Here is a 26289-nt window from a genome sequence, read left to right as displayed (position 1 = left end):
CGACCAGATAGGCGTAGGTCTGCAAAGCGATCGTCGTCAGGCCGAGAATCGCGGCGATCGCGATGTCGGAGGATTCGGCAAAGGCCTTGCGCATCACATGTCCCCTGTGTGCGCCCGAAAGCGGGCTGCGGGGGATAACGTCGATCGCGCTCAGCCGTTCCCGTCGAGCGTCGAGCGGAGCGCCGCGGCGCGCGCGAACACGGCGCCAAACATCTCCGCGGTCAGTCGCCCGGTATTCTGGTTGTAGCGCGACGGGTGATAGCTATCGATCAGGATGCGGCCGTCGGGCATATGGTGTTCCGCCAGATGCGCGAAGCGGCACTTGGGGAGCTTGCCGCCAAGCAGCTTCACCGCCGACTGGTGCGCGACCTGGCCCAGCGCCACGAAGATGCGGGCGCGCGGCAGTGCGACGACCTGAGCCTCGAGGAACGGGCGGCAGGTGCGGACTTCCTCGGGCGTCGGGCGGTTGGCAGGGGGCAGGCATTTGACCGCGTTGACGATGATCGCGCCGGTCAGCCGCAGCGTGTCGTCGGCGCGCCCTTCGTACCTGCCCTCGGCCAAGCCGTGCGAGACGAGCGTGTCGAACAGCATCTTGCCAGAGCCATCGCCGGTGAACGGACGCCCGGTGCGGTTCGCGCCGTGCTTGCCGGGCGCAAGGCCGACGATGCCGAGCCAGGCATCCGGATCGCCGAGCGCGGGGACGGGCGCGTTCCACCAGTCGGGATGCTCGGCGCGCATCTCTTCGCGCAACGCCGCCAGCCGCTTGCAGCGCGGGCAATCGTGCGGGGGTTCGGTGTCGGGCAGCGGGGAGGGTGCGAAAGTCACGCCGCTCGGGTAGTCGGAGGCGATGGCGCGGACAAGCTATGTGATCGCGGTGGGATCGAACCGGCGCGGACGGCACGGGGGGCCGCGCGCGGAGGTGGCGGCGGCGCTGGCGTTGCTCGGCGGGCGGGCGTCGGCGATCGTCGAGAGCGCGCCGGTCGGGCCGTCGCTGCGACGCTATGCCAATGCGGTGGTGCTGGTGGAGAGCGACGCGGCGCCCGATGCCCTGCTGGCGCGGCTGAAGGCGATCGAGCGCGAGTTCGGACGGCGGCGCGGGCGGCGCTGGGGGGCGCGGGTGATCGATCTCGATATCATCCTGTGGTCGGGCGGGGCGTGGGCCTCGCCGGGGCTGGTCGTGCCGCACATCGCCTTTCGCGCGCGCGAGTTCGTGTTGGGGCCGATGGCGGCGATCGTGCCCGGCTGGCGCGATCCGGTGAGCGGATTGACCGTGCGCCAGCTTCGCTTCCAGTTGACCGCCCGAGCGCGTGCCCCTAGTCGCGGCGCCTGAATGGTTGGGGCTCGTAGCTCAGTCGGTAGAGCAACGGACTTTTAATCTGTAGGTCCCGGGTTCGAATCCCGGCGAGCCCACCATTCGCCTGAGCGGGGGAACGCCGTGACCGAAGATCCCGCCCACCTGATCGACATCGCCGAACAACCGGTGCGCACGCGCCGTCCGCCGTGGCTGCTGGTCGCCGGGGCCGCGCTGGCGGCGGCGTTGTGGGCGCTGATCCACCTGGCGTCCGAAGTGCGCGAGGGCGAGGTGTTGAGCTTCGACCGCACGCTGATGCTGGCGATGCGCACCCCCGGGAACCCTGCCGTGCCCTTGGGCGGGCCGGGGCTCGCCTCTGCGATGCGCGACATGACCGCGCTGGGCGGCGGGCCGGTGCTGACGATGGTCGTGGTGCTGGTGGCGGTGTTCCTGCTGCTGAAGCGCCAGTATCGCCCGGCGGCGCTGGTGGTGGTCGCAACCGCGAGCGGTGGGGTCGCGATTTCGGTCGCCAAATGGTTCTTCGCACGCGCACGGCCCGACCTGGTCGATCACATGGTGGCGGTGGCGTCCAAGAGTTTCCCGAGCGGGCACGCCGGCAACAGCGCGATCGTGTACCTGACGCTGGCCAGCCTGTTGTTCCCGGTGATCCGCGAGGCGCGGCTGCGGGTGTTCGTGGTCGCGGTGGCGCTGCTGCTGGTCGGGGCGATCGGGGTCAGCCGGGTGTATCTGGGCGTCCACTGGCCGAGCGACGTGCTGGCGGGGTGGCTGTTCGGGGCGCTGTGGGCGCTCGGGTGGTGGGCGGTCGAGGCGCGGGTGCTGGGGCGGTAGGGGTTTTCCCTATCCTCCGTTCGTTTCGAGCGTAGTCGAGAAACTGCGGCCCGCGCTCTTGTGGCGGTTTCTCGACTACGCTCGAAACGAACGGAGGGAGCGAGGTGTGGTCGCGTCGCGGCGAAGCCGCGCCGTCGGTCGGGGCTATGGCCCCGCCGGCCGACAGCGGTTGTGCCGCCACGCTGCGCGGGCGGCACCGCCGTGCGGCACGCACGGCTCAACCGCTGTAGTACATATCATACTCGACAGGGCTCGGCGTCATCTCCCACCGGGCAACCTCGGCCCGCTTGATCTCGACATAGGCCGCGATCTGGTCGGCGGAGAAGACGTCGCCCTTCAGCAGGAAGTCCTGGTCGGCCTGGAGGCAATCGAGTGCCTCGCGGAGCGAACCCGCGACGGTTGGGACTTCGGCGAGCTCTGCCGGGGGCAGGTCGTAAAGGTTCTTGTCCATCGCCTCGCCCGGATGGATCTTGTTCAGGATGCCGTCCATCCCCGCCATCATCAACGCGGCATAGGCGAGGTAGGGGTTGGCGAGCGCGTCGGGGAAGCGGACCTCGACACGCTTGGCCTTCGCACCCGTGCCGTAGGGGATGCGGCACGAGGCCGAGCGGTTGCGCGCCGAATAGGCGAGCAGCACCGGGGCCTCATAGCCCGGCACCAGCCGCTTGTAGCTGTTGGTCGACGGGTTGGTGAAGGCGTTGACGGCCTTGGCATGCTTGATGATGCCGCCGATGAAATACAGGCACATGTCGGAAAGGCCCGCATAGCCGTTGCCGGCGAACAGCGGGGTCTTGCCGTCCCAGATCGAGAAGTGGGTGTGCATGCCCGAGCCGTTATCTTCCTTGATCGGCTTGGGCATGAAGGTCGCGGTCTTGCCGTAGGCGTGGGCGACCTGGTGGACGACATACTTGTAGATCTGCATGCGGTCGGCGGTCTGGGTCAGCGTGCCGAAGGTCAGGCCGAGTTCGTGCTGCGCGGCGGCAACCTCATGGTGGTGCTTGTCGCAGGGCAGGCCCATCTCGATCATGGTCGAGACCATCTCGCCGCGGATGTCGACGGCGCTGTCGACCGGCGCGACCGGGAAGTATCCGCCCTTGGCGCGCGGGCGGTGCGCCATGTTGCCGCCCTCATACTCGCGGCCCGAATTGCCCGGCAGCTCGATATCGTCGATCTTGTAATAGCTGGTCGAGTAGCTGTTCTCGAACCGCACGTCGTCGAACAGGAAGAATTCGGCCTCGGGCCCGACGTACACGGTGTCGCCGACGCCGGTGGTCTTCAGATACGCCTCGGCGCGCTTGGCGGTCGAGCGGGGATCGCGGGCGTAGAGTTCACCGGTCGAGGGCTCGACCACGTCGCACACCACGATCAGCATCGGCGTGGCGGAGAACGGATCGACATAGACCGCGTCGAGATCCGGCTTCAGGATCATGTCGGATTCGTTGATCGCCTTCCACCCCTCGATCGACGATCCGTCGAACATCAGGCCGTCGGTCAGCTCGTCCTCGCCCATCAGCGAGGCGACCATCGTCAGATGCTGCCATTTGCCCTTGGGGTCGGTGAAGCGCAGATCGATCCACTCGATCTCGCCTTCCTTGACCATCTTCAGAACGTCGCTGGCCGAATTCGCCATGATGGATTTCCTTGCTCTCGAATAGCGTCGTCCGGAGACGACAGAATCATGTGGTGGCAGACGCGATCAGATCACGCCTTGCGTCGTTCGCGTCAAACGGCGTCTTCGTTGCGCTCGCCGGTGCGGATGCGGAGCGCGGTTTCGACGGGGATGACGAAAATCTTGCCGTCGCCGATGCGACCGGTGGCGGCGGCCTGGGCGATCGCCTCGACCACGCGCTCGGCGAGGCTGTCCTCGACGACGACCTCCAGCTTCACCTTGGGGAGGAAATCGACGACATATTCGGCGCCGCGGTAGAGCTCGGTGTGGCCCTTCTGCCGGCCGAAGCCCTTGGCCTCGGTGACGGTGATGCCGCTGACGCCGACTTCGTGCAGCGCCTCCTTCACCTCATCGAGCTTGAACGGCTTGATGATCGCTTCGATCTTTTTCACTTGGAACCCGCCCCTATGGCCGACAGACGCCAGCCATTGTTTACGAGTCCGTGCGTTGCAGCAAGCGTGCCAGACGGACGGAGGCGGATTTGTCTCGGGCGATGGCGGAGATCGCCGCGCGGCGTGCTCGGAAAAAAGGCAGCGGCCCTGCTGCTGCCTGTTTCCTGCACATCAATACGGCGGCTGGTGAAAGCCCTTGGGCGACAGCGTAAAGATCTCGCAGCCGTCTTCGGTGATGCCGATCGAGTGTTCGAACTGCGCCGACAGCGAGCGGTCGCGGGTGACCGCAGTCCAGCCGTCGTCGAGCAGCTTCACGTCGGGCTTGCCGATATTTATCATCGGTTCGATCGTGAAGAACATGCCGGGCTTCAGTTCCGGCCCGGTGCCGGGCTTGCCGACGTGGACGACTTCCGGAGCGTCATGGAACAGCTGGCCCAGGCCATGGCCGCAGAAATCGCGGACGACGCCGTAGCGGTGCTTTTCGGCGTGGCGCTGGATGGCGTTGGCGACGTCGCCCATGTGGTTGCCGGGCTTCGCCTGCTCGATGCCGAGCATCAGGCATTCGTAGGTGATGTCGACCAGCCGCTTCGCCTTGATCGGCACGGCGTCGCCGACCAGGTACATGCGGCTGCTGTCGCCGTGCCAGCCGTCGAGGATCGGCGTCACGTCGATGTTGACGATGTCGCCGTCCTTCAGCGTGCGATCGCCGGGAATGCCGTGGCAGACGACATGGTTGATCGAGATGCAGCAGCTGTGGGTATAGCCGCGGTAGCCGAGCGTCGCGGGCACGCCACCGGCGGCGGTGATCGTCTGGTACACGATTGCGTCGATCTCCGCGGTGGTGACGCCCGGGACGACATGCGGCACGACCGCATCGAGCACTTCGGCGGCGAGCGCCCCGGCGCGGCGCATGCCGGCGAACCCTTGCGGCCCGTGCAGGCGGATGGCGCCCGTGCGGGCAAGCGGGGCGTCGGCGGTCACATATTCGGTCATGCGCGCGCATATAGCCGCTCCGCGCGCGTTTCGCTATGCCGCGGGGATGGACGAACGCATCTGGACCGCGGCGCTGGTGGTGATCGGCGACGAGATTCTGTCGGGCCGCACGCAGGACCGCAACGTGGCGCAGCTGGCGACGTGGCTGAACGTGCAGGGCATCCGCCTGGCCGAGGTGCGGGTGGTGGCCGACGTCGAGGATGCGATCGTCGCGGCGGTGACGGAGCTTGGGGGCCGCAACGACTATCTGTTCACGACCGGCGGGATCGGGCCGACGCATGACGACATCACCGTCGATGCGATCGCACGGGCGCTGGGGGTGGGCGTGGTCATCCACCCCAAGGCGCGCGCGATCCTGGAGCGCTATTACGAGACGCGCGGCGGGCTGACCGAGGCGCGGCTGCGGATGGCGCGGGTGCCTGACGGCGCGACCCTGATCGAGAACCGCGTGTCGGGGGCACCGGGCATCCGCTGCGGCAACTGGTTCGTGATGGCGGGCGTGCCGCACATCACCGCGGGCATGCTCGACGCGCTCACCGGCACGCTGGAGGGCGGGCGCCCGGTGGTGTCGGAGACGATCGGCGGCTGGGTCGCCGAAAGCGAGATCGCCGACATTTTGCGCGCGGTCGAGAAGGAGACGGAAGGCGTGTCGATCGGCAGCTACCCGTTCTTCCGCGAAGGGCGGGTCGGCGCGAATTTCGTCGTGCGCGCGACCGACGCGGACGTGGCGCGGGCGTGCGCGGCGGAACTGACGCGGCGGCTGGAAGCCGACGGGCGCGAGGTGTTTGCCGGCGGGGTTTGAGGGGGAACGGGTAGCCCACCCATTGCCGTGCTCCCGCGGAGGCGGGAGTCTAGGGCCATGAACGCCGCCGCCTGTGACCCTGGGCTCCCGCCTGCGCGGGAGCACGTGAGGGGTGCTGTTCCCCGGCGTAGGCCGGGGTCCAGTTGCGGTTCGCGTAGTGATTTGGCGCTGCGCGTCGTTGCCACGGTCGCCCAACTGGGCCCCGGCCTTCGCCGGGGAACGGGTAGCCCACGCATCGCCGTGCTCCCGCGGAGGCGGGAGCTCAGTGCCACGAACGTCGCCGCCAGTAACCCTGGACTCCCGCCTTCGGGAGCACGGCGGGCCGCCACTCACCCCAGATGCGCGCTCATCAGGAAGCGTTCGCGGCTTTCGGCGGTGCGGCGGCGGAGTTCGGTGATCTCGCGCTGTTCGGTGTCGTCGAGCAGGGTTTCGAGCAGGCGGCGGAAGTGCTGGCGCATGGCGACGCGCGCGGCCTTGGGGTCGTGGGCACGCAGCGCATCGACGATGCTCTGATGCTCCTGCTGGCGCGCGCGGACGTCGGATTTGCAGATCGCGGCATGGGCGGCGCGGACTTGGGGCACCTCGGTGCGCAGGCGCCACATCTGTTCGATGACGAAGATGATCGCCTGGTTGCCCGACGCGGCGGCGATGATGCGGTGGAAATCGCGGTCGGCCTCGGTCGAGCGGTCGGTGTCGCCGGCCTCGTCGGCCATCACCTGCAGCAGCGCATCGAGGTCGGCGAGGGTCGCGTCGGTGATGATCGGCGCGGCGAGGGCGGCCGCCTCCGCCTCGAACAGCGAGCGGGCCTCGGTCAGTTCGAACGCGCTGACCGCGGGCAATTGCTGCGCGGCGCCCGGCTGGGTCTCGGACACGAAGACGCCGGCGCCGGTCTTGATGCGGATGCGCCCGACCGCCTGCAGCGCGATCTCCGCCTCGCGGATGGTGACGCGGCTGACCTCGAACCGCTCGGCCAGCTCGCGCTCGCCGGGCAGGCGCGATCCCGGCGGGAATGTGCCGGCATCGATCAGCGCCGCGATCTCGTCGGCGATGCTCTGGAACAACCGGTCAGCCATGATGCCCCTCAGTGCCTGTCATCGTCTACAAACCTATCGTCCCTGCCGAGCATGACAAGCGGGTAGCCGTATCGGCCATCCCGCTCGTCCGCCCCCTTTGACGCGTTACAGCCTTACGCGCAGCCCCAGAAAATAGCGGGCGCCGTAATAATGATACTGACGGACGCTGCCTTCGACCGGCATGTCGGTGACCTTGGGCGAATCGAAGATGTTCACCGCCTCGACCTGGAAGCGCACCGCCTTGTTGACGTCGTAGGAGGCGCGCAGGTCGAACGTCTCGTTGCCGCGGACGTAGCGCAGCTGCGAATTGCCGCCGACGAAGTCCTGATAATATTTGGACCGGTAGTTGTAGACGCTCGACACGGTGAAGCCGGCGAGCTGATAGTAGAGCTGGGCCGAGACGACGTGCTTCGAATAGCCCGACAGGTTGGCGGGCGGGATGATGCCTGGCGTCACCGCGCCGGTCACGGGATCGAGCACATCGCCCAGCCGAATATCCTCGTTCTCGAAATCCGAGATCGCGTAGTTGTAGCTGACCTTGCCACCGAAGCCGTCGAGGGGCCTGGGCAGCCACGAAAAGCGGTTGGCGAGCGTCAGTTCCAGACCGTAGACGCTGCTCTTGTCCGGGCTGTTCTGCGTCTGGACCACGGGCACCGAGACGGTCTGACCGCCGATGACGAAGGGTTCGTTGGTGACGACCGGGATGAAGCCGCCGGTGAACCATTTCTTGTAGAGCGTCGCCGCCAGGATCGAATCGCGGTTGGGATACCATTCGAACGCGGCGTCGACGTTCCACGACATCAGCGGCTCGAGCCGCGGCGAACCGTTGGCGGTGATGAGCGAGATGGCGTCGGCGACGTTGGTGAAGCTTGTGCCGTCGGCCAGCTGGATGGTGCGCCCGGCGCCCAGCGCGGACGGTGCCGGCTTCGACATGCCGCGATAGCCGGCCAGGCGCACGACGGTGTTGCGCGCCGGTTCGAAGACGGCGTTGGCGGACGGCAGGAAGCGCGTCGTCGCGTTCTCGATCGTGACCGTCTGGAAATTGCCGGAGGCGACCAGACGGATCGATCCATCGGGATTGGTGACGACGTTCAGATCGCTGCGCAGGCCGTTCGAGGTGACTTCGGTCCGGACGATGCGGCCACCGAAATTGCCGCGGACGTCGAAGCCGCCGAGCGTGCCCTTGTATTCGCCCATCAGGTAGCCGGCGTAGGTCTTTTCCGCGACATCGCGATTGGCGACCGAGCGGATGTCGGAATTGCGCCCCGGATCGGAGGCACCGACATATTCGCGGAACAGGCAGTCCGCGTCGAAGGTCGCCCAGCGATTGATGGTGTTGCCCTCCGCCGCCGACAGGAAATCTACCTGCGGGAAAGCGGGCTGGCGGCACAGGTTGTTGATGCGGCGATCCTCGGTGATCGCAGGGTTCAGGTTGAATTCCTTGCGGTCGTCATAGTCGGAATAGGTGAGTTCCGAATAGCGCCCGCCCGCCGACAGGCGCGTCAGGAAGCCATCGAGCGTGTAGCCGACGTCGAACCGCCCCGCCTTGATCGTGTTGCGCCGCTGGTTCTCGTCGCGGCGCATGCGCGCGTCGTCCCAGAACAGATTGTGGTTGGTGAGGTCGAAGCGCGGGTCGATCGTGATCGTCGGCGCGAAATTCCCGGGCAGCACTTCGTAGGTGTAGGGGATGCGCATGTTGTTGAAGACGGTGCGCACGCCGTTGACGTCGGTCGGATCGGTGCGCAGCCGGGCATTGCGCTCGACTTCGGTGCGGATCGTGCGCGAATAGGAACCGTCGAGCGTGACGGTCAGGCGATCGGTCGGGCGCCAGGCGATCGACGCGCCATAGCCCAGATATTCCTCCGCGCGCGACAGAATGGCGTTGGTCGATTCGAGCGAGGTGATGCCGTTCAGCTTCCGGACGATGTGGTTCTCGTCATAGACCACGTTGGTCAGGCCGTAGCGCGTTTCCGACAGGTTCAGGTCGTGGCGGTTCTCGACATATTCGCGGTTCGAATATTGGCCGTCGATGTTGATATCGAGCGTCGAGGTCGGCTGCCACTGGATCGCGCCGAAGAACGCATCGCGCGTGTCCGTTTCGCTGATCTGGCGGTAGGTGATCGAATTGGGGACGAGGTAGAAGGGCGTGCCGGCATTGCCCTGCGCGCGCGTCACCTCCGTACAATTGTTGTTGGCGACGACGATGCTGGCGTTGCAGGCGACCCAGGTCGACGAGCCGGCGACGGTTTCCTCGGGGTTGTTGGTCTGGTTGCGCTGGAAGCCGAGCGCGACCCCGACGCGGCCCAGACCACCCATGTCGAACTGGTCGACGTAGCTGAGCGTGGCGCGGTAGCCGGTGGCGTCGGAACCGGTGACGCGGTCCTGATACGGGCTGTAATTGCCCTTGATCTCGGCCTGGACGCGGCGCGTCTTGAAGGCGAGCGGGCGGATCGTGCCGAGCTCGATCGTGCCGGCGACGCCGCCCTCGACCAGATTGGCCTGCTGCGACTTGTAGATCTTGATGCCGTTGATGAGCTCGGAGGGGAACTGGTTGAAATTGACCGCGCGGTCGCCCGAACCGTTCGACGCCTCGCGCCCGTTGAAGGTGGTGTTCGACAGGAACGAGCCAAGCCCGCGCAGCGCGATTTCGGAGGCGCCGCCCTTTTCGCGGTGCGTCGTCGCGCCGGTGATGGTCTGGATCGCCTCACCGACCGACAGCGCGGGCAGGTCGCCGATCTCGTTCGACGACAGCGTGTCGACGATCGCGGTTTCCAGCTTCTTTTCCTGGATCGAGGTGCGCAGCGTCTCGCGGATGCCCTGGACGACGATGTCGTCGTCGCCGGGCGCCGGCTGATCCTGGGTATCGGCGACCGGCGGGGTCGGGGCGGGGGCCGTCTGCGCCATCGCGGCGGGGGCGGCCAGCAGCGTGGCCGAGGCGAGCAGCGCGGCGCGCAGGCGTGCCTGTGATGTGGAATTCATGAAACCCTCTCCCTGATCTTTGCAGGCACGCTCGCCAATCCGTTGGCTATTGTCAACCGGATTCACATGCCATTGCCCTATACCAATTGGCCTAGGGCGCAATCTGGCTGCGCAGCTCGGGAACCACGACGGCCAAGCCGTTGGCGACCAGCTTCGCGAAGGCGCCGGCGCCGACGTCGCCCAGATGCGTGTAGTCGAACTTGCGCGTGAACTGTCCGCGCGGGCCGGTGGCGGTGATCGGGACGTCGGGCAGGCGCGCGTCCTCCGCGGCGCGAGCCTTCAGCGTCGTGCCCGTGCGGGCGGCGGCAAGCTCCTCGGCGTTGGGCGGGACCTGCGCGAGCGCCATCGATCGTTCGGGCCCGAGTTGCTGCACCAGCGCGGCGCTGCGGGCGTTGAGATCGATGAGTGGTACCTTCAGCGCGGTCGCGACCTTGCGGACCTCAGCCGACCAGCTCGCCAGGCTGGTGTCGAGCTTGCCGCCCCTGAACTCGCGGCGGGTGAGCGGGGTGAGCAGCACCGGTTCGGCCCCTGCGGCGCGAACCTCGGCGACCATGCGGGTCAGGTTCGGGCCGAATTCGGTCGCCAGGTCGGTCCAGCGTTCGGGCACGGTCGACTGGTCGTTGTGACCGAACTGGATCAGGACATATGTCTTGCGATAGCCCGGCACCTTGGCCTCGGCGAGCGCGATGTCCCACGACCCCTCCTGACGATAACTGCGGGTCGATCGCCCGCCGCGTCCGAGGTTCAGGCACGCGACCGAGGATTTGACGTGGTGCGCGCAGAACATCGACGCCCAGCCGGACATCGGCGCCATCGTCGAATCGCCGACCAGCACGATCTTGTACGGATCGAGCTTCGTCGCGTCGGTGCGGGGCCGCTGCTGCGCCGCCGCGGGCAGGGCGGCGACGAGCGCGGCGGCTGCGGCGGCGAGCAGCGGCGCCCTCACGAGAAGGCGAGCCCGCCGTTGATGTCGACGCAGGTGCCCGTCAGGAACGCGGCGTCGTCTGAGGCGAGATAGGCGATCAGGTCGGCGACCTCGTTCGGCTGGCCCTCCCGGCGCAAGGGCGTGTTGCCGGCGACCGCGGCGCGCCCCTCGGGCTTGGAGAAGATGTCGTGGAAGCTGGTGCCGATCAGGCCGGGGCACACCGCGTTGACGCGGATGCCCTGCGGCCCCAGTTCCTTCGCCCAGGCGCGGGTGAGCGTCATCAGCGCGCCCTTCGACGTGGCATAGATCGACGCGCCCGGCCCGCCGCCGTCGCGGCCGGCGAGCGAGGACACGTTGACGATCGCCGCGCCCTTGCCGAGCTTCGGCAGCGCGGCCTTGGTCACCAGGAACGCCGACTTCAGGTTCAGGTCCATGACCTGGTCGAAGAACGCTTCGTCCATTTCCGCGAGCGTCTTGCGCGCGACCATGCCGCCGGCGAGGTTGACGAGGATGTCGATGCGGTCGCCGGCGGCGTCGACCAGGGTGGCGACGTCGTCGGCCTTCGTCACATCGGCCCGCGCGAGGATCGCCTCGCCCCCGGCGGCGGTGATGGCTTCGACGGTGGCCTGCGCGGCGGCGGCGTCGCTGCGGTAATTGACGATCACCTTCGCGCCGCCGCGGGCGAGCGTTTCGGACACCGACTTGCCGATGTCGCGACCGCCACCGGTGACGAGCGCGACCTTGCCTGCGAATTTCATGTGGGGATTACCTTTGATGGGGTTGGACAGGTGCGGAGCGGCCGCCGAGCAGCCACACCGAAAGGACGGCGACGGGAACCAGGCCCGCCGCGATGGCGAAGATCGGCGCGAAGCTGACCTTGGTGAGTTCGGGGACCAGCCACGTCGTGACGAGCGTGCCCGCGACCGCGGCGGTGCCGCTGATGCCGGCCAGCGAGCCGACGGTGCCGCCGCCGAAATAATCGGCGGGCAGCGTCTGGATGTTGTTGATCGCGACCTGGAACCCGAACAGCACGACCGCGATCAGCAGCACGGCGTAGAGCGGGTCGGCAGCGCCCATCGTCAGCAGCAGCGCGGGCAGCATGATGACGCCGCCGGCGGTAATCATCACCCGCCGGGCATTGAGCGCCGACCACCCACGCTCGATCAGCTTGCCCGATAGCCACCCGCCCGAGAGACTGCCCAGCATCGCGCCGACGAACGGCACCCAGGCGAAATAGCCGATCTGTTTGACGTCGAAGCCGAACGTCTCGGCGAGGTAGATCGGCAGCCACGACACGAACAGCCACCAGACGGGGTCGAGGAAGAAGCGGCTGACGATCACCGCCCAGCTTTCGCGGTGCGTGAGCATTTCCCGGAAGCCGGGGGCATAGGCGGTGGGGGCGACGGGCGCGTCGGCGGCGGTCTGGTCGGTGCCGAGGATATGCGCACGCTCGGCCTCGCTCAGCCACGGGTGAGTCGCGGGATCGCTGCGGTAGAGCCACAGCCACGGCAGCAGCCACAGGAGCCCAAAGGCGGCGATGACGACGAAAGTGCCGCGCCAGCCGAACCCGGCGAACAGCAGCGCGACGAACGGCGCCGATACGATGCCGCCCAAGGAAGCGCCGGCGTTGAAGATGCCCTGCGCGAACGCCCGCTCTCGCGCCGGGAACCACAAAGCGTTGGCCTTGGCCGCCCCCGGCCAGTTGCCCGCCTCGCCGATGCCGAGCGTCACGCGCAGCACGGCGAACACGCCGAGCGACCGCGCGACCGAATGCAGCCCGATCGACAGCGACCAGATGACGATGGCGATCGCGAACCCCATGCGGGTGCCGACCACGTCGAAGATCCGCCCGAACAGCGCCTGTCCGAAGGCGTAGGCGAGCATGAAGACGGTGACGAGCAGCGCGTAGTCCGCCTTGTCGGCGCCGATGTCCTTCGACACTTCGGGCCACATCACCGCCAGCGCATTGCGATCGATGTAGTTGATGACGGTGGCGAGCGCGATCATCGCGATCACCACCCAGCGCAGGCCGCCGCGGTTCATCGTGCAGCCTCCATGTCGAGGCGTCCGATGTGCCCGGTCCACGCGAAGCGGCGCCCGGCGACGGTCGCGCTGTGCGGCTTCGCGCCGGCGTCGTCGGCGATGCCGATGGCGATGCGGCGGCCATCCTTGAGGGTCGCCACCACGATCTCGGCATCGCTGCCGCGGGTGCGGGTCAGGCCGGTCACCGCGCTGTCGGAGGCGACGGTCATCTCGGACGAGGCGTCGTAGCTGCCATGCGGTTCGAGCAAGGTGACGAACACCGGATCGGTCGCATTCTCCAGCCGCTGGACGATCGCGGGCTCTCGCCGCAGGTTGAACTTGGGATCGTTGGCGCCGCTTTCGACCAGCAGCACCTGCGCTTCGGGCGTCGCGGTGCGCCAGGTATAGAAGCGCCCGTCGGTCATCCAGGTGACTCGCGGATCGGCAGCGCGGGCGGAGGCGGTCGCATCGACCCAGAGGTGCTGGTAGCCGTTTGCCTTGCCGAGCAGCGGGCGGGTGGTGACGTTGGAACGGAGCGTGAAGCCGGTGTCGATCAGCTGACCGGCATAATGGAGCGGCAGATCCCACATCGCCGCACCGCCGCCGGTCGCGCGGATCACGTCGAGGACCAGCGGATCGCTCTTCGCATCGCCGACCCGGAACTGCACCAAAGTGCGGCGCATCGTGACGCCCGGATAGGCACCCGCGACTTCGCCGGTCGAGGCCATCGTGCTCGCGTCGCCGCCGAAATACAGCTGGGTCGGCGCGATCGCCTCGGCGGGTTTCAGCTTGGCGCCGAAATGGCTGGTCTCGTTACGAACCAGCGTGTTGTGGGCGATCGTCTGCTGCCCGTAGCTGTCGTTCTCGGGCAGATATTTGCCGCCGTCCTTCGCCTCGATGTTGAGGAAACGGACCGCGCCGTAATCGGTGACGACGGCGTCGCCGTGGTCGTAGAACAGCCAGTTGAGCTTGTCGAAATGGCCGTGGCCCATGCCTTGCGCGGTATTCTTCGCGACGACGACCTGCGCGTCGTCCTGCGGGCCCGAGCGCAGGATGGCGAGCGCGCCGCGGTCCCCCGCGGGGCCGTCACGCAGCGCCATCGACCGGAACGGAAACGGCTTCGCCTTGCCCGCCGCCAGGTCGCGCGCGACCGCGAAACCCTCGGGCGTCAGGACGGTGCGGCCCTGCCACTGCGCGATCGACAGCAACGTCGGATCGCCCGTCGCGGCATAGGCGATGGCGACGCCCTGGTAGAGCTCCTCGGTCTTCAGGCTCTTTTCGGGCAGGGCGTCGTTGATCGGGAAGAAATGCCCGTCGTAGGTCGCCTGGATCGCCGTCGTCACCGCCTTGGTGACGATGCCGCCGCGGTATTCGAAGATTCGCTGTGCCGGATCGTTGGCGGCGATCGCGGCGGCGAACATCACGAACGGCTGGAGCGCGTAGCGCTGATAGTATGGCCCTTCGGCATAATAGCCGTCGGGCGAGAACAGCAGGTCGAGCTGGCGCAGGAACCCGGACTTGCCGCTCCGGTCGCTGCCCTTCAGCGCCATGTCGACCAGATTGCGATCGCGCAGGACGTAGCCGGTCATGCCGACACCCGCCGCCGCCCAGGTCGCATGGTTGTGGATGCGGTCGAAACTCGCCGCAGTCTCGGTCGACAGATAGCGCGCCATGCGGCGGAACACGTCGTCGTCGATCCGCTGGCGATCGGCAGGCGTCAGCGTGTCGCGGATCAGGTCATAGCCTTGCGCACCATATACCAGCCACACGCTGTCGTTCAGGCTCTGCCAGAACAGGCGGCCGGGCACCTGGTTAGACGCGGCGGGGTGCTTGCCTAGGGTCGGGTAGAGTTTGGCGTAGGCGAGCAGCAGGTCGCGGGCGTATTCGGCGTAGCGGCGCTCACCGGTGATGCGGTAGAGGAGGCCGCCGGAATAGATCGCCTTGTAGTTGCGCTTGTGCTGCTCGTGCGTCGCGCCGCCGCCCGAATCCTTCGGCACCGGCACCGATATGCCGCCGCGCATCATAGCATCCATCTCCGCGCGGGTGCGGGCGAGGTCGGCGGCGATCATCGGATAGCGCGCACCCTCCCGCCCGATCCGCGCCAGCGCAGCGGGGTCGTTGAGGACGGGCTTCGCATCCTGCGCGACCGCAGGCGCGGCGGCGACGAGCGCGGGGACGATCAGGCCGGAAATCAGGAACGCGTGGCGCATGTCGCCTCCGTGGCAGGGGTGTCGAGAGTGACGACGGGCGATCCCTGCGCGTACAGCTTCGCCAGGCGCGGCGCGGGCGTGCCGGTCAGGCGGTTGCAGCGGATGTTGGTGACCGGGAAGCCGACGCTGTGGGCGACATCGATCACGCCGGCGCGCGCGAAGCCGTTGCCGGTGATCGTCGCCGATTGCACCCCCGACAGCCGCACCGCGGGGGTGCCGCCGCCGGTCACGTCGTTGTCGGTGATCTCGACCGCGGGGCCGAACGTGCTCTCGTCGGTGCCCAGCCGCGCGACGTCGACGATGCGCCCGACATCGGCGATCCGCGACTTGGTGATGCGGACCAGTTCGGCGGGGTAGAGTCCGTCCTTGCCGCGCTCCGCCGCCGCCGCGACGATCGCGCCGGTGATGTTCGAGAAGCGCGACAGCCGCACGTCGATGCGATCGGCAAAGGTCGCCGGCGTCGTCGCGATCACGTCGAAGCCGGGACTGGCGAGGTCGGCGACGGTCACATTGTCGAGCATGACCGTGTAGTTGGCGATGGTCGATCGCGGCGCGGCGCGGACGATGGCGTTGCCCGGCGTGCGCGGGGCCGCGCTGCCCGAAATGCTGACGCCGTCCAGTTTCAGGCTGCCGCCCTCGCCCAGCTGGAACAGGGTCGGCGCGGCGAAACTGATGCGGGCGTCGGCGGGGCCGAAGATGGTCAGCGGTCGCGTGATCGCGATCGGCGTGGCGACGCGGTAGGTGCCAGGCGCGAGGCGCAGCGTGTCGCCGGCGCCGGCGGCGCGCACCGCCTGTTCGAGGGCGCCGGGGGCGACCGCGACGTCGCGCCCGCCCTTGAACGGCGCGCTTGCGACGACCTTCGGATACCAGGACGGGCCGGCGTCGGCGCGCTTCAGTGGTACCAGATCCTGCGGCGCGCCGGCGGTGCTGCCGGGCAGGTACAGGAGGCCGCCCTTGGTGGCCGCGAAATCCTTCGTGCTGCGCGTGACCCCGCCGGCGACCTGTGCGGGCGGATTGAAGCTCGACATGTTGCCGGCAAAGGAAATACCGGAAGCGTCGCCGTCGAAGCGGAACGGGTCGAGCGTCGACCGGATCAAATTGCCCGCGAAACGGCTCGCGACCGGCGGGGCGGAGCGTTCGGCGTCGGCCCCGGCGCCCAGCGTGATCCGCGCCGAATCGATGATCGAGTTGTTCTCGATCACCGCGTTCGCGACTTGGTGGTAGCGGTTGATCGGCGAATTCGGGACGCCGTTCATCACCGCGATCGCACTGGTGAAGTCGGTGCCGGCGACACGCTCGATATAATTGCCGCGGACGATCTGGTCGCGGTTGATGATGCGGATGCCGCCGGTGTGCGGCTTGCCGTTCCCGCGAATGACGTTGCGCTCGACGATGTTGCCGTTGCCGTGGCGGAGCACGATCGACCCCTGCGATTCGACGATCAGATTCTCGCGGATGATGTTCGCGCCCGACTTGACCGAGATGATCTCGACCTCGCCGTCGCACCGCTCGAACAAATTCTGTTCGACGACGGTGCGCGAATTGGAGAGCGATTCGTGGCTGGTGCCGATGCGGATCGTCTCGCCGCCGTTGCTGCCGAGCGGGGGGCGGGGGCCGAAGTAATTGTGGTCGATACGGTGGCGATTCTCGCGCGCGTCGCCCTTCGGCCGGATAACGGCGAGGGTGACGCCGGCGTTGCCCTTGCCCGCGAACCAGCTGTGGTCGACGCGGTTGTCGGCACCGTAGAGCGCGACCCAGATGTCCTCGGCGCGGCGATCGGGCTGGTTGAACCGGTCGATCACGATTTCGGTCAGGCGGACGTTGGAAGCGACGGTCTTCGAATCGCGGCGCAGTGCGATGACTTCCTTCGTCGGCGAATATCCGTCGCGAAAGACGAGGCCGGCGACCACCAGATGCTCGCCGCCTATGCGCAGGTTCGACGCGCCCGACAGGATCACCTTGCCGCGGGTCTGGGCGGTGACGGTGATCGGCGCCGCAGCGGTCCCGCGCGCCTCCACCACCAGCTGCGCATCGCGCCACACGCCGTCGGCAAGCACGATCGTATCGCCGGGTTTGGCGCGGGCGGAGGCGGCGGCTAGCTGCGCCGCATCGGCGGCACGCAGCGTCTCGGCATGGGCGGGCGCAACCGCCAGCGCGGCTGCCGCGATCGTGAAAAGGGAAAGCTTCACTCGGCTCGTCCTCCCATCGTCCATGTCGCATCACCGGCGCCGGACTGTATCTATGGGCTACCAAAGATGCATACCAGCTGCAAGACCAATCCGCCGGCACGGATTATCGGCCTGCCGGCGCAAACCGTCTCGACAGCTTCGTCCAAAACCGGCAAAGACGCACGCGCCGCGGGTGTAGCTCAATGGTAGAGCAGAAGCTTCCCAAGCTTACGACGAGGGTTCGATTCCCTTCACCCGCTCCAGCCTGAGCCGAGCGAAGTGCAGGCTCGGCCGGCGGCGCCCTAGCGCCGTCCGACGACATCGGCTTTGCCGATGTCAGCCTGTCCTGAGCGCAGTCTCGATCGCCCCCAAACTCGCCCTTCGTGCGTTGGCCGCGCCATGATCCGATTATTTCACGTCAGCGACGTCCATTTCGGGCGGGAGGACAAGGCTGCGGTCGCGTGGTTCGATGCGACCGTGCACGCCGAGCGGCCCGATGCCATCATCATGACCGGCGACCTGACCATGCGCGCCAAGAGCAGCGAATTCGCGGCGGCGAGTGCGTGGCTGGAGGGGCTGAAGCGGCCCGTGACGGTCGAGGTCGGCAACCACGACCTGCCGCTGTTCAACCTGTTCGCGCGGTTCTTCCGACCGTACCGCCGCTATCTGAAGCTTGAATCGATGATCGAAAAGCCGCTGGAAATCCGCGGCGTGACGGTCGTGCCGATGAAGACGACGACGCGGTTCCAGCTGCGTAACTGGTCGAAAGGCAGTGTCAGCGACCGCTCGCTGGAGCGCGCGGTGGCGGGGGTCGGGGATGCCGACACCAGCGGGCTGACGTTGGTCGCGTGTCACCACCCGCTGATCGAGGCGGGGACGCAGGCGTCGGCGCGCACGCATGGTGGGGCCAATGCGCTGGCGGCGCTGGCAGCGGCGGGCGCGGATGCGGTGCTGTCGGGGCATGTCCACGACCCGTTCGACCTGACCCGCGAGGTCGGCGGGCGGACGGTGCGGCTGATCGGGGCGGGCACGCTGTCGTCGCGGGTGCGCGAGAGCCGGCCTTCGTTCAACGAACTGAGGATCGAGGGGCGGGCGCTGGAGGTGGTGCACCGGGTGATGGATTAGGCATTACGATCCCCCACGCCGTTCGCCTCGAGTAGGGATCGAGCTTGTCGAGAGCCCGTATCGAGAGGTCTTCTCCTGGGGCACCCACCTTTCGATACGTCGTCTCGACAAGCTCGATCCCTACTCGAAGCGAACGGGTGGGGGAGGGGGCGGACGGGTAAGACCCACACCCCGCTCAATCCACGAACGCCACCTCGAAATTTCCCCACCGCCGCCCGGCGATGCGCAGGGGCACGAAAACGCTCTTCACGGCGCGGTAGCGGCCCTGGCCGAGATCCTGGCGGTAGGTGACGAGCATGAAGTCGCCGTCGAACCTGATCGCGCGCCGGGTGGCGTCGTCGAGGAAGTTGCGGCGGTTGCGGCAGTTCTCTGCGTTCCAGGCGGGGTCGCCGGGACGCTGGGGCAGCGATTTCCACGACAGGTGCGTGGGCAGGTAGCCGTTCACGTCGGTGATCGCGAGGCCGAGGATGCGGGCGGTGTCGGCGCGGGCGAGCCGATCGAGGATCGGCTGGACATGGGCGTCGGCGAATGCGTTGAAGCGGGTGGTGTGCTGGACCGGATCGGTGCCGGGCATCGTCACATAGGCGGTGTCGAACACCGCGTCTTCGCTGACTTCGCCGCGGGCGAGTGCGCGATCGATCAGGTCGCGAACCTCGATCATGGCTGCGACCGCGGTGTCGATCATGCTGCTGTCGTCGATCCGCACGCCGGAATGCGCCAGGCTGTCGAGCATCGAGCTGGAGAGGTGTTCGAGCCGGCTCATGCGGTCGTGCGCGCTCGCCAGATTGGCGGCGCCGTCGCGTGCGCGCGCGCCGAACAGGGTGAGCGTGTCGCGGACCCGCCCGACGCTGGCCGAGGTGACTTCGGTCGAGCGTTCGATATCGTCGGTGATGGCATCGACGCGGGCGACGATGCCGGACACTTCGGCGACCGACTGGCTGATCTGCTCGACGCCCTTGCGCGCCGACACGCTGCGCCCGACGCCGTCGTCGATCTCGCGCATCAGCGTGCCGGCCTCGTTGCTGAAGCTCGCCATCGTCCGCGTGATCTCGTCGGTGGCCTGGCGGGTTTCGAGCGCGAGCTTCTTCACTTCCGCCGCGACGACCGCGAAGGTGCGGCCGGCGTCGCCCGCGCGCTGTGCCTCGATCGTGGCGTTGAGCGCGAGGAGGTTGGTCTTGCGCGCGATGTCGTCGATCGCCTGCGACACGCGCTGGACCTGCTCCATCGCCGCGGCGAAATCGGTCATGCGGGTGCCGAGGCGGGTGATGAGGTCGGTCAGCGCGCCGAATTCGCCGACCGACACCGCGACCTGCGCGGATTCGCGGTCGAGGGTCGCGCGCGCCTGTTCGGACAGGCGCCGCGCCTCGCTGGTCGAGATGGCAACGGCGCGCTGGTCGGCCTCCAGCGCGGTAGTGACGCCTTCGAGATCGCCCAAGGCGACGATCTGCTCGGCGATCCCCTCCGACACGCCCGCGACATAGCCGGCGGCGTCGCTGCAATCGACGGCGAGCTGGCCGCAATTGCGCGCGACGCGGCGGATGGCGTCCTCGTCGAAGGCGGGAAGGGTGATGGCCGCAGGCAAGTTCATGGGTGGCGTGACATCCCGATGTGACGGGCGATCCTTAAGTAGTCAGGGTAAAGGAGCAATTAACCAAGCCGCCGAAGCGGGGCCGAGTGAATTTCGTTTCGCAACTAAGCGCGCCTGCGATATATTCCGACCGACGACGCCATCGCAGGAGGGACGCGACAATGGCCACCGAATTCCAGGTCAACGGGCGCGCGACGCGCTTCGATGGCGATCCCGAGACGCCGCTGCTGTGGGTGCTGCGCGATCATTTGCAGATGACGGGCACCAAATATGGCTGCGGCATCGCCCAGTGCGGGGCGTGCACCGTGCACCTCGAGGGCAAGAACCGGCGCGCGTGCGTGACGCCGGTCAGCATGGTCGCGGGCAAGTCTGTGACGACGATCGAGGGTGTCGCCGGCAAGGCGGCGACCGCGGTGAAGGCCGCATGGGTGGCGATCGACGTGCCGCAGTGCGGTTTCTGCCAGTCGGGTCAGGTGATGTCGGCGATCGGGCTGCTCAGCGCCAAGTCGAAGCCGAGCGACGCCGATATCGATGCGGCGATGGCGGGCAACATCTGTCGCTGCGCCACCTATGTCCGCATCCGCCAGGCGATCAAGGACGCCTCGCAGAATATGGGGAAGGTCGCATGAACGCCTTTACCCCCAGCCGCCGTGGGTTCCTGCAGGGCTCCAGCCTGATCCTCGGACTGACGCTGCCGATGAAGGGCGCGATGGCGCAGACTGGCGCCGCGAAGCCCTTCGCGCCCAACGCCTTCGTCCGGGTGTCGCCCGACAACAGCGTCACCGTCATCCAGAAGCATGTCGAATTCGGCCAGGGGCCCTCGACCGGTGTCACCACCGTCGTCGCCGACGAGATGGATGCCGACTGGGGCCAGATGCGAATCGAATTCTCGCCGGCGAACGACCCGCTCTACAAGAACCTCGCGTTCGGGACGATGGGTGTGGGCGGCTCCAGCGCGATCAAGGAAAGCTGGATGCAGATGCGCACCGCGGGGGCCACCGCGCGGGCGATGCTGGTGAGTGCGGCGGCGAAACGTTGGGGCGTGCCGGCGAGCGCGATCACCGTGTCGAAGGGCGTCGTGTCGAGCGGCAAGCGGCGCGCGACCTTCGGCGAGCTGGCGGCGGATGCTGCGCTGCTGCCGGTACCGACCGACGTGCCGCTGAAGACGCCCGACCGGTGGACGCTGATCGGCAAGGAAAACCGCAAGATCGACAGCCTGGCCAAGACCGACGGGTCGGCGGTGTTCACGATGGACGTCGCGCGCCCCGGCATGGTCCACTCCGCGATCCTGCGCCCGCCCGCGTTCGGCGGCGCGGTGCGCAAGGTGAATGCCGACGCGGCGATGGCGGTGCCCGGCGTCATCGACGTGAAGACGGTACCGCGCGGTGTCGTCGTCTACGCGAAGGACACATGGAGCGCCATGCGCGGGCGTGCCGCGCTGGAGGTCGACTGGGACTTCGCGAAGGCAGAGACGCGGACCAGCGAGCAGATGTTCGCCGATTATGCGAAGGCCGCGGCGGCGCCCGGCAAGACTGCCCATGCCGAGGGCGACGCGCCCGCCGCGCTCGCGCGGGCGGCGCGGACGATCGATGGGACCTACCACTTCCCGTTCCTGGCGCACGCGCCGATGGAAACGCTGGACCATGTCATCGAGGTGACGAACGGTCGCGCCGACGTGTGGGTCGGCAGCCAGTTCCAGGTCGGCGAGATGGCGGCGATCGCGGGCACCCTCGGCATCGCGCCCGACAAGCTGACGATGCACCAGCAATTCGCCGGCGGCAGCTTCGGCCGGCGCGCGACCCCGGATATGGGCGACGGGGTCGAGGCGGCGATGGCGTGCAAGGCGTATGGCTTCAAGGCGCCGGTGAAGCATGTCGCGAGCCGTGAGGGCGACATCACCGGCGGGCGCTACCGCCCGCTGACGCTGCACCGCGTGCGCGCCGGACTCGATGCCGCGGGCAATATTTCCGGCTGGGAACAGGTCGTCGCCGCCCAGTCGTTCGGCATCGGGACGCCGATGGAGGCGATGCTGGTGCAGAACGGCATCGATAGCACGATCACCGAAGGGACGGCGGACGATTACGCCATCCCCAACCAGCGGGTCAGCCAGCATATCATGCCGAACGGCGTGCCGACGCTCTGGTGGCGGTCGGTCGGCAACACGCACACCGCCTTCGTCAAGGAAACCATGCTCGACGAATTGCTGGCGATGGGCGGCAGGGATCCGGTCGCCGGGCGGCTGGCGCTGATGAAGGAGCCGCGGCTGAAGGGCGTGCTGGAGAAGGTCGTCGCCATCTCGAACTTCGGCGGCAAGGTGCCGGCGGGACGGACGCGGGGCATCGCGGCGCACAAGAGCTTCGACACCTATGTCGCGCAGGTCGCCGAGGTGTCGCGCGGCGCGGACGGCGTTCCGAAGGTGCACAAGGTCTGGTGTGCGGTCGATTGCGGCGTGCCGGTCAACCCCAACGTCATCCGCGCGCAGATGGAGGGCGGGATCGGCTTCGCGGTCGGCCACGCGCTTTATGCCGAGATTACCTTGGGCGAAGGGGGGCGCGTGATGCAGTCGAATTTCGACTCCTATCGCTCGCTCCGCATCGGCGAGATGCCCGAGATCGAGGTCGCGATCATCCCGTCGACCGAGAAGCCGTCCGGCGTCGGCGAACCCGGCGTGCCGCCGACTGCACCCGCCATCGCTAACGCCTGGCGCAAGCTTACGGGTAAGAGCGTCCGCCGCCTGCCCTTCATCCATCCGGAGAATCTGGCATGAGCCGTTATGGATATGCCGCGCTGGCCATCGCCGCGGTCGCGCTGCCGGCGGCGGTGGTCGTCGGGGCGCAAGGGTCAGCGCCCGCCGGGCTGAAGCCGGTGGCGGCGTTTGCGTCGATCGCGGACAAGGGCCAGCGATCGGTCGCGATCTTCACCGAGATGGGCAAGGTGATCCAGCACCCGCGCTGCGTGAACTGCCACCCGCGCAGCGACCGCCCCAATCAGGGCGACGCCGGCACGCCGCACAACCCGCCGGTGACGCGAGGTGCCGACGGCCACGGCGCGGTCGGCCTGGAATGCGCCACTTGCCATGGCCCCCGCAACGTGGCGTTCGCGAATGGCGAGGGCAGCATCCCCGGCGATCCGCAATGGCATCTGGCGCCGCGGTCGATGGCGTGGGAGGGCAAATCGCTCGGCGACATCTGCCGCCAGATCAAGGACGGCAAACGCAACGGCGGCAAGACGCTGGCGCAGATCCACGAACACAACGCCCACGACGGACTGGTCGGCTGGGGCTGGAAGCCGGGCGTCGGACGCACCCCGGTGCCCGGCACGCAGGCGCAGTTCGGCGACCTGACGAAGGCATGGATCGACAGCGGCGCGGTGTGCCCGGCGTGAGGTAGGGGGGCATCAGAGTCGCCCCCTCTATGCCTCGACCCTGCTACCCAATCCGTTCGCCTCGAGTAGTCGTCGAGCTTGTCGAGACGACGTATCGAGAGGGGGGTGCCTCATGGAGAGCACTTCTCGATACGGGCTCTCGACTGCGCTCGATCCCTACTCGAAGCGAACGGTTTTTGGGGTGGAAAGGTCGGTCTGACGGCTGCGCTCTCATCATTGTGTGCCCCACCATCCGTTCGCACGGAGCGAAGTCGAAGTGCGGGTTGCTACGGGCGACATCCGGGCCGCGTGCGTCGACTTCGCTCAGCACGAACGGTGGTTTGGGGGGACTCACCTGCCGAAACCTCCCCCAATTCCGTTCGCCTCGAGTAGTCGTCGAGCTTGTCGAGACGACGTATCGAGAGGTGGGTGCCTCTGGGAGAGGACTTCTCGATACAGGCTCTCGACAAGCTCGATCCCTACTCGAAGCGAACGGGGTTGGCAGCAATCGGCGCGCCGACCCTTCCCAAAGTCGCCGCAAACCGCTTTGATCGCGGCCACAAGTTTCAGGGGAGGGTTCTTACCGCATGTCCGACGGTATTTTCAGGCGCAAGCCGATCGAGTCCGCTGCCGACGCGGCGGGCGGGCAGCGGCTGGCGCGGACCTTGTCGTGGCCACACCTCGTGGCGCTGGGTGTCGGGGCGATCGTCGGCACCGGCATCCTGACGCTGATCGGGGTGGGTGCGGACAAGGCGGGGCCGGCGGTGATCCTGTCGTTCGGGATCGCCGGGCTGATCTGCGCATGCGCGGCGCTCGCCTATGCCGAGATGGCGACGATGATCCCGACGTCGGGCAGCGCCTACACCTACAGCTACACCGTGATCGGCGAGGTCATCGCCTGGGTCGTGGGGTGGAGCCTGATCCTGGAATACACGCTGGTCGTCTCGGCGGTCGCGGTCGGGTGGTCGGGCTATGCCGCGCCGCTGCTCCAGAGTTACCTCGGCGTGCCGATGACGTTGATGCAGGGGCCGGAACTGGGCGGCATCGTCAACCTGCCCGCCATCGGCATCATCGCGGTGGTGGCGGGGATGCTGATCCTCGGCACCAAGGAAAGCGCAACCGTCAACGCCGTGCTGGTGCTGGTGAAGATCGTCGCGCTGGTGGTGTTCGTTGCCGTCGCACTTCCCTATTTCGACGCGGCCAATTTCACGCCGTTCAGCCCGTTCGGTTTTCCCAAGTCGATGGGCGCCGACGGGGTCGAGCGCGGGGTGATGGCGGCGGCGGCGATCATCTTTTTCGCCTTCTACGGCTTCGACGCGATCGCGACCGCGGCGGAGGAAACCAAGAACCCGGCCCGCGACCTGAAGATCGGGATCGTCGGATCGATGCTGATCTGCATCGTCATTTACATCGCGGTCGCCGCCGCGGCGGTCGGGGCGATCGGCTACACCCGCTTCGCCAATTCGCCCGAGCCGCTGGCACTGATCCTGCGCGAGCTGGGGCAGCCGGGCGCGGCGAAATATCTCGCGGCGTCGGCGGTGATCGCGCTGCCGACCGTCATCCTCGCGTTCTTCTATGGGCAGAGCCGCATCTTCTTCGTTATGGCGCGCGACCGGTTGTTGCCGTCGGGGCTGGCGAAGGTTTCGTCGCGGGGGGCGCCCGTGCGGATCACGCTGTTCACCGCAGTGCTGGTCGCGGTGCTGGCCGGGTTCGTGCCGCTGGGCGAGCTGGCCGCGCTCGCCAATGCGGGAACGCTGGTCGCGTTCATCGCGGTGGCGACCTGCATGCTCATCATGCGCCGCCGTGCGCCCGACATGGCGCGCGCGTACCGCACGCCGCTGGCGTGGGTGGTCGGGCCGATCGCGATCCTGGGATGCGCCTACCTGTTCTTCAGCCTGCCGCAGCGGACGCAATTGTGGTTCTTCGGTTGGAACGTGGTCGGCCTGATCCTCTATTTCCTGTTCGTCGCGCGGCGCACGCGCACCGCATGAGCGGCTGGACGATCGGGATCATCGGCGGGTCGGGGCTGTACGACATTCCCGGCCTGAGCGGCGAGTGGGTGGAGGTCGAGACGCCGTGGGGACGCCCGTCCGATGCGATCTTTCAGGGGTCTCTGGACGGCGTGGCCGTCGCGTTCCTGCCCCGGCACGGGCGCGGGCACCGTATCCCGCCGGGCGAACTCAACGCCCGCGCCAACATCGCCGCGCTGAAGATGCTCGGCTGTACCGACGTGATCGCGATCTCGTCGGTCGGCAGCCTGATCGAGGAACGCGCGCCGGGCAGCTTCAGCATCCCCGACCAGATGATCGACCGGACGCAGGGGCGCAGCGGCAGCTTCTTCGGCGAAGGGCTGGTCGCGCATGTCTCGATGGCCGATCCGGTGTGCCCGCGGCTGACGGGGCTGCTGGCGGCGGCGATGCCCGAGGCGGATGTCGGCGGTAGCTATCTGGCGATGGAGGGGCCGCAATTCTCGACGCGGGCGGAAAGCAACCTCTACCGCAGTTGGGGGTGCCATGTGATCGGCATGACCGCGCTGCCCGAGGCGAAGCTCGCGCGCGAGGCGGAACTGCCCTATGCGCTGGTCGGGATGGTGACCGACTACGACTGCTGGCGCGGAGGCGAGGCGGTGGATGTGGCGGGCGTGCTGGCGCAGGTCGGGGCGAACGCGGCCAAGGCCCGCGGGCTGGTCGCGCGGCTGCTGGCGGCACTGCCGGCGGAGCGGACGCCGTCGCCGATCGATACCAACCTCGACGCCGCGATCATCACCGCGCCGGGCGCGCGGGATGCGGCGATGGTGGAACGGTTGCGGGCGGTCGCCGGGCGGGCGCTCGGCTAACGCG

Annotated in this window: 21 protein-coding genes and 2 tRNA genes; 11 read left to right on the top strand and 12 right to left on the bottom strand. The window is 67.9% G+C overall.

From position 1 onward, the window contains the following. Positions 1-150: 150 nt before the first annotated feature. Positions 151-825 (bottom strand): uracil-DNA glycosylase, encoded by a 675-nt coding sequence (locus tag M9980_RS09065; protein ID WP_250749594.1) that lies wholly within the window; start codon positions 823-825, stop codon positions 151-153. A 22-nt stretch (positions 826-847) separates the two neighbouring features. On the opposite strand from M9980_RS09065, the gene folK reads away from it, so the two are divergent. The 3 genes from folK (at position 848) to M9980_RS09050 (ending at position 2140) form a co-directional block, all read left to right on the top strand. Then, the gene (folK, locus tag M9980_RS09060; RefSeq protein ID WP_250749593.1) at positions 848-1330 is read left to right on the top strand and encodes a 2-amino-4-hydroxy-6-hydroxymethyldihydropteridine diphosphokinase; all 483 of its coding nucleotides are present in this window, start codon (positions 848-850) and stop codon (positions 1328-1330) included. Between the two features lie 7 nt (positions 1331-1337). Continuing rightward, positions 1338-1413: transfer RNA gene (locus M9980_RS09055), tRNA-Lys, on the top strand. 22 nt (positions 1414-1435) lie between these two features. Further along, positions 1436-2140: a phosphatase PAP2 family protein gene (locus M9980_RS09050; protein WP_250749591.1), complete on the top strand. Its 705-nt coding sequence runs from the start codon at positions 1436-1438 to the stop codon at positions 2138-2140. Between the two features lie 217 nt (positions 2141-2357). Here M9980_RS09050 and glnA read toward each other — a convergent pair whose 3' ends face one another. From glnA to map, 3 genes are all read right to left on the bottom strand, one after another. Beyond that, positions 2358-3770, bottom strand: a complete 1413-nt coding sequence (gene glnA / locus M9980_RS09045) for a type I glutamate--ammonia ligase (RefSeq protein ID WP_250749589.1) — start codon at positions 3768-3770, stop codon at positions 2358-2360. Between the two features lie 92 nt (positions 3771-3862). After that, positions 3863-4201 (bottom strand): P-II family nitrogen regulator, encoded by a 339-nt coding sequence (locus tag M9980_RS09040; RefSeq protein ID WP_250749586.1) that lies wholly within the window; start codon positions 4199-4201, stop codon positions 3863-3865. Between the two features lie 171 nt (positions 4202-4372). Continuing rightward, a complete protein-coding gene (gene map / locus M9980_RS09035) occupies positions 4373-5194 on the bottom strand; it encodes a type I methionyl aminopeptidase (protein WP_250749583.1) in 822 nt (273 codons plus the stop codon). Here map and M9980_RS09030 point away from each other — a divergent pair. After that, a complete protein-coding gene (locus M9980_RS09030) occupies positions 5193-5996 on the top strand; it encodes a competence/damage-inducible protein A (RefSeq protein WP_422921349.1) in 804 nt (267 codons plus the stop codon). The genes map and M9980_RS09030 overlap by 2 nt on opposite strands. Positions 5997-6325: 329 nt before the next feature. Here the strand turns inward: M9980_RS09030 and M9980_RS09025 are convergent, their stop codons facing one another. From M9980_RS09025 to M9980_RS08995, 7 genes are all read right to left on the bottom strand, one after another. Further along, positions 6326-7069 (bottom strand): FadR/GntR family transcriptional regulator, encoded by a 744-nt coding sequence (locus M9980_RS09025; RefSeq protein ID WP_250749580.1) that lies wholly within the window; start codon positions 7067-7069, stop codon positions 6326-6328. 105 nt (positions 7070-7174) lie between these two features. Continuing rightward, entirely contained in the window at positions 7175-10048 is a 2874-nt protein-coding gene (locus M9980_RS09020; protein WP_250749577.1) for a TonB-dependent receptor, read from the bottom strand. A 91-nt stretch (positions 10049-10139) separates the two neighbouring features. After that, the gene (locus tag M9980_RS09015) at positions 10140-10994 is read right to left on the bottom strand and encodes a rhamnogalacturonan acetylesterase (protein WP_250749565.1); all 855 of its coding nucleotides are present in this window, start codon (positions 10992-10994) and stop codon (positions 10140-10142) included. Beyond that, on the bottom strand, positions 10991-11731 hold the full coding sequence (locus M9980_RS09010) for an SDR family NAD(P)-dependent oxidoreductase (RefSeq protein ID WP_250749564.1): 741 nt from the start codon (positions 11729-11731) through the stop codon (positions 10991-10993). The genes M9980_RS09015 and M9980_RS09010 overlap by 4 nt, the downstream gene beginning before the upstream one ends. 7 nt (positions 11732-11738) lie before the next feature. Beyond that, entirely contained in the window at positions 11739-13016 is a 1278-nt protein-coding gene (locus M9980_RS09005; protein WP_250749562.1) for an MFS transporter, read from the bottom strand. After that, positions 13013-15205, bottom strand: a complete 2193-nt coding sequence (locus M9980_RS09000; RefSeq protein WP_250749560.1) for a heparinase II/III domain-containing protein — start codon at positions 15203-15205, stop codon at positions 13013-13015. Before M9980_RS09000 ends, M9980_RS09005 begins: the two co-directional genes overlap by 4 nt. Continuing rightward, the gene (locus tag M9980_RS08995; protein ID WP_250749557.1) at positions 15187-17394 is read right to left on the bottom strand and encodes a polysaccharide lyase 6 family protein; all 2208 of its coding nucleotides are present in this window, start codon (positions 17392-17394) and stop codon (positions 15187-15189) included. Before M9980_RS08995 ends, M9980_RS09000 begins: the two co-directional genes overlap by 19 nt. A 168-nt stretch (positions 17395-17562) precedes the next feature. Between M9980_RS08995 and M9980_RS08990 the strand changes: the two genes are divergently transcribed. Continuing rightward, positions 17563-17636 (top strand) — tRNA-Gly (locus M9980_RS08990). A gap of 136 nt (positions 17637-17772) precedes the next feature. Then, positions 17773-18498, top strand: coding sequence for a metallophosphoesterase family protein (locus M9980_RS08985; protein WP_250749554.1), 726 nt, complete (start codon positions 17773-17775; stop codon positions 18496-18498). Positions 18499-18673: 175 nt separating this feature from the next. Here M9980_RS08985 and M9980_RS08980 read toward each other — a convergent pair whose 3' ends face one another. Then, positions 18674-20086, bottom strand: coding sequence for a methyl-accepting chemotaxis protein (locus M9980_RS08980; protein WP_250749551.1), 1413 nt, complete (start codon positions 20084-20086; stop codon positions 18674-18676). Positions 20087-20247: 161 nt separating this feature from the next. On the opposite strand from M9980_RS08980, the gene M9980_RS08975 reads away from it, so the two are divergent. The 5 genes from M9980_RS08975 (at position 20248) to mtnP (ending at position 26285) form a co-directional block, all read left to right on the top strand. Next, positions 20248-20715: a (2Fe-2S)-binding protein gene (locus M9980_RS08975; protein WP_250749548.1), complete on the top strand. Its 468-nt coding sequence runs from the start codon at positions 20248-20250 to the stop codon at positions 20713-20715. Then, a complete protein-coding gene (locus M9980_RS08970) occupies positions 20712-22853 on the top strand; it encodes a xanthine dehydrogenase family protein molybdopterin-binding subunit (protein WP_250749546.1) in 2142 nt (713 codons plus the stop codon). Before M9980_RS08975 ends, M9980_RS08970 begins: the two co-directional genes overlap by 4 nt. Beyond that, positions 22850-23470 carry an Isoquinoline 1-oxidoreductase subunit gene (locus M9980_RS08965; RefSeq protein ID WP_250749543.1) on the top strand — a complete coding sequence of 207 codons (621 nt, stop codon included), beginning with the start codon at positions 22850-22852 and terminating at the stop codon, positions 23468-23470. Before M9980_RS08970 ends, M9980_RS08965 begins: the two co-directional genes overlap by 4 nt. A gap of 566 nt (positions 23471-24036) precedes the next feature. After that, positions 24037-25440 (top strand): amino acid permease, encoded by a 1404-nt coding sequence (locus tag M9980_RS08960; protein ID WP_250749540.1) that lies wholly within the window; start codon positions 24037-24039, stop codon positions 25438-25440. Further along, positions 25437-26285: an S-methyl-5'-thioadenosine phosphorylase gene (gene mtnP, locus M9980_RS08955; protein ID WP_250749537.1), complete on the top strand. Its 849-nt coding sequence runs from the start codon at positions 25437-25439 to the stop codon at positions 26283-26285. Before M9980_RS08960 ends, mtnP begins: the two co-directional genes overlap by 4 nt. Positions 26286-26289 lie beyond the last annotated feature (4 nt).

The sequence above is a fragment of the Sphingomonas donggukensis genome, from assembly GCF_023674425.1.
GTDB lineage: Bacteria > Pseudomonadota > Alphaproteobacteria > Sphingomonadales > Sphingomonadaceae > Sphingomonas > Sphingomonas donggukensis.
Note: the sequence above shows the minus strand (reverse complement) of the source record. Positions and strands in the feature narration are given on the sequence as shown.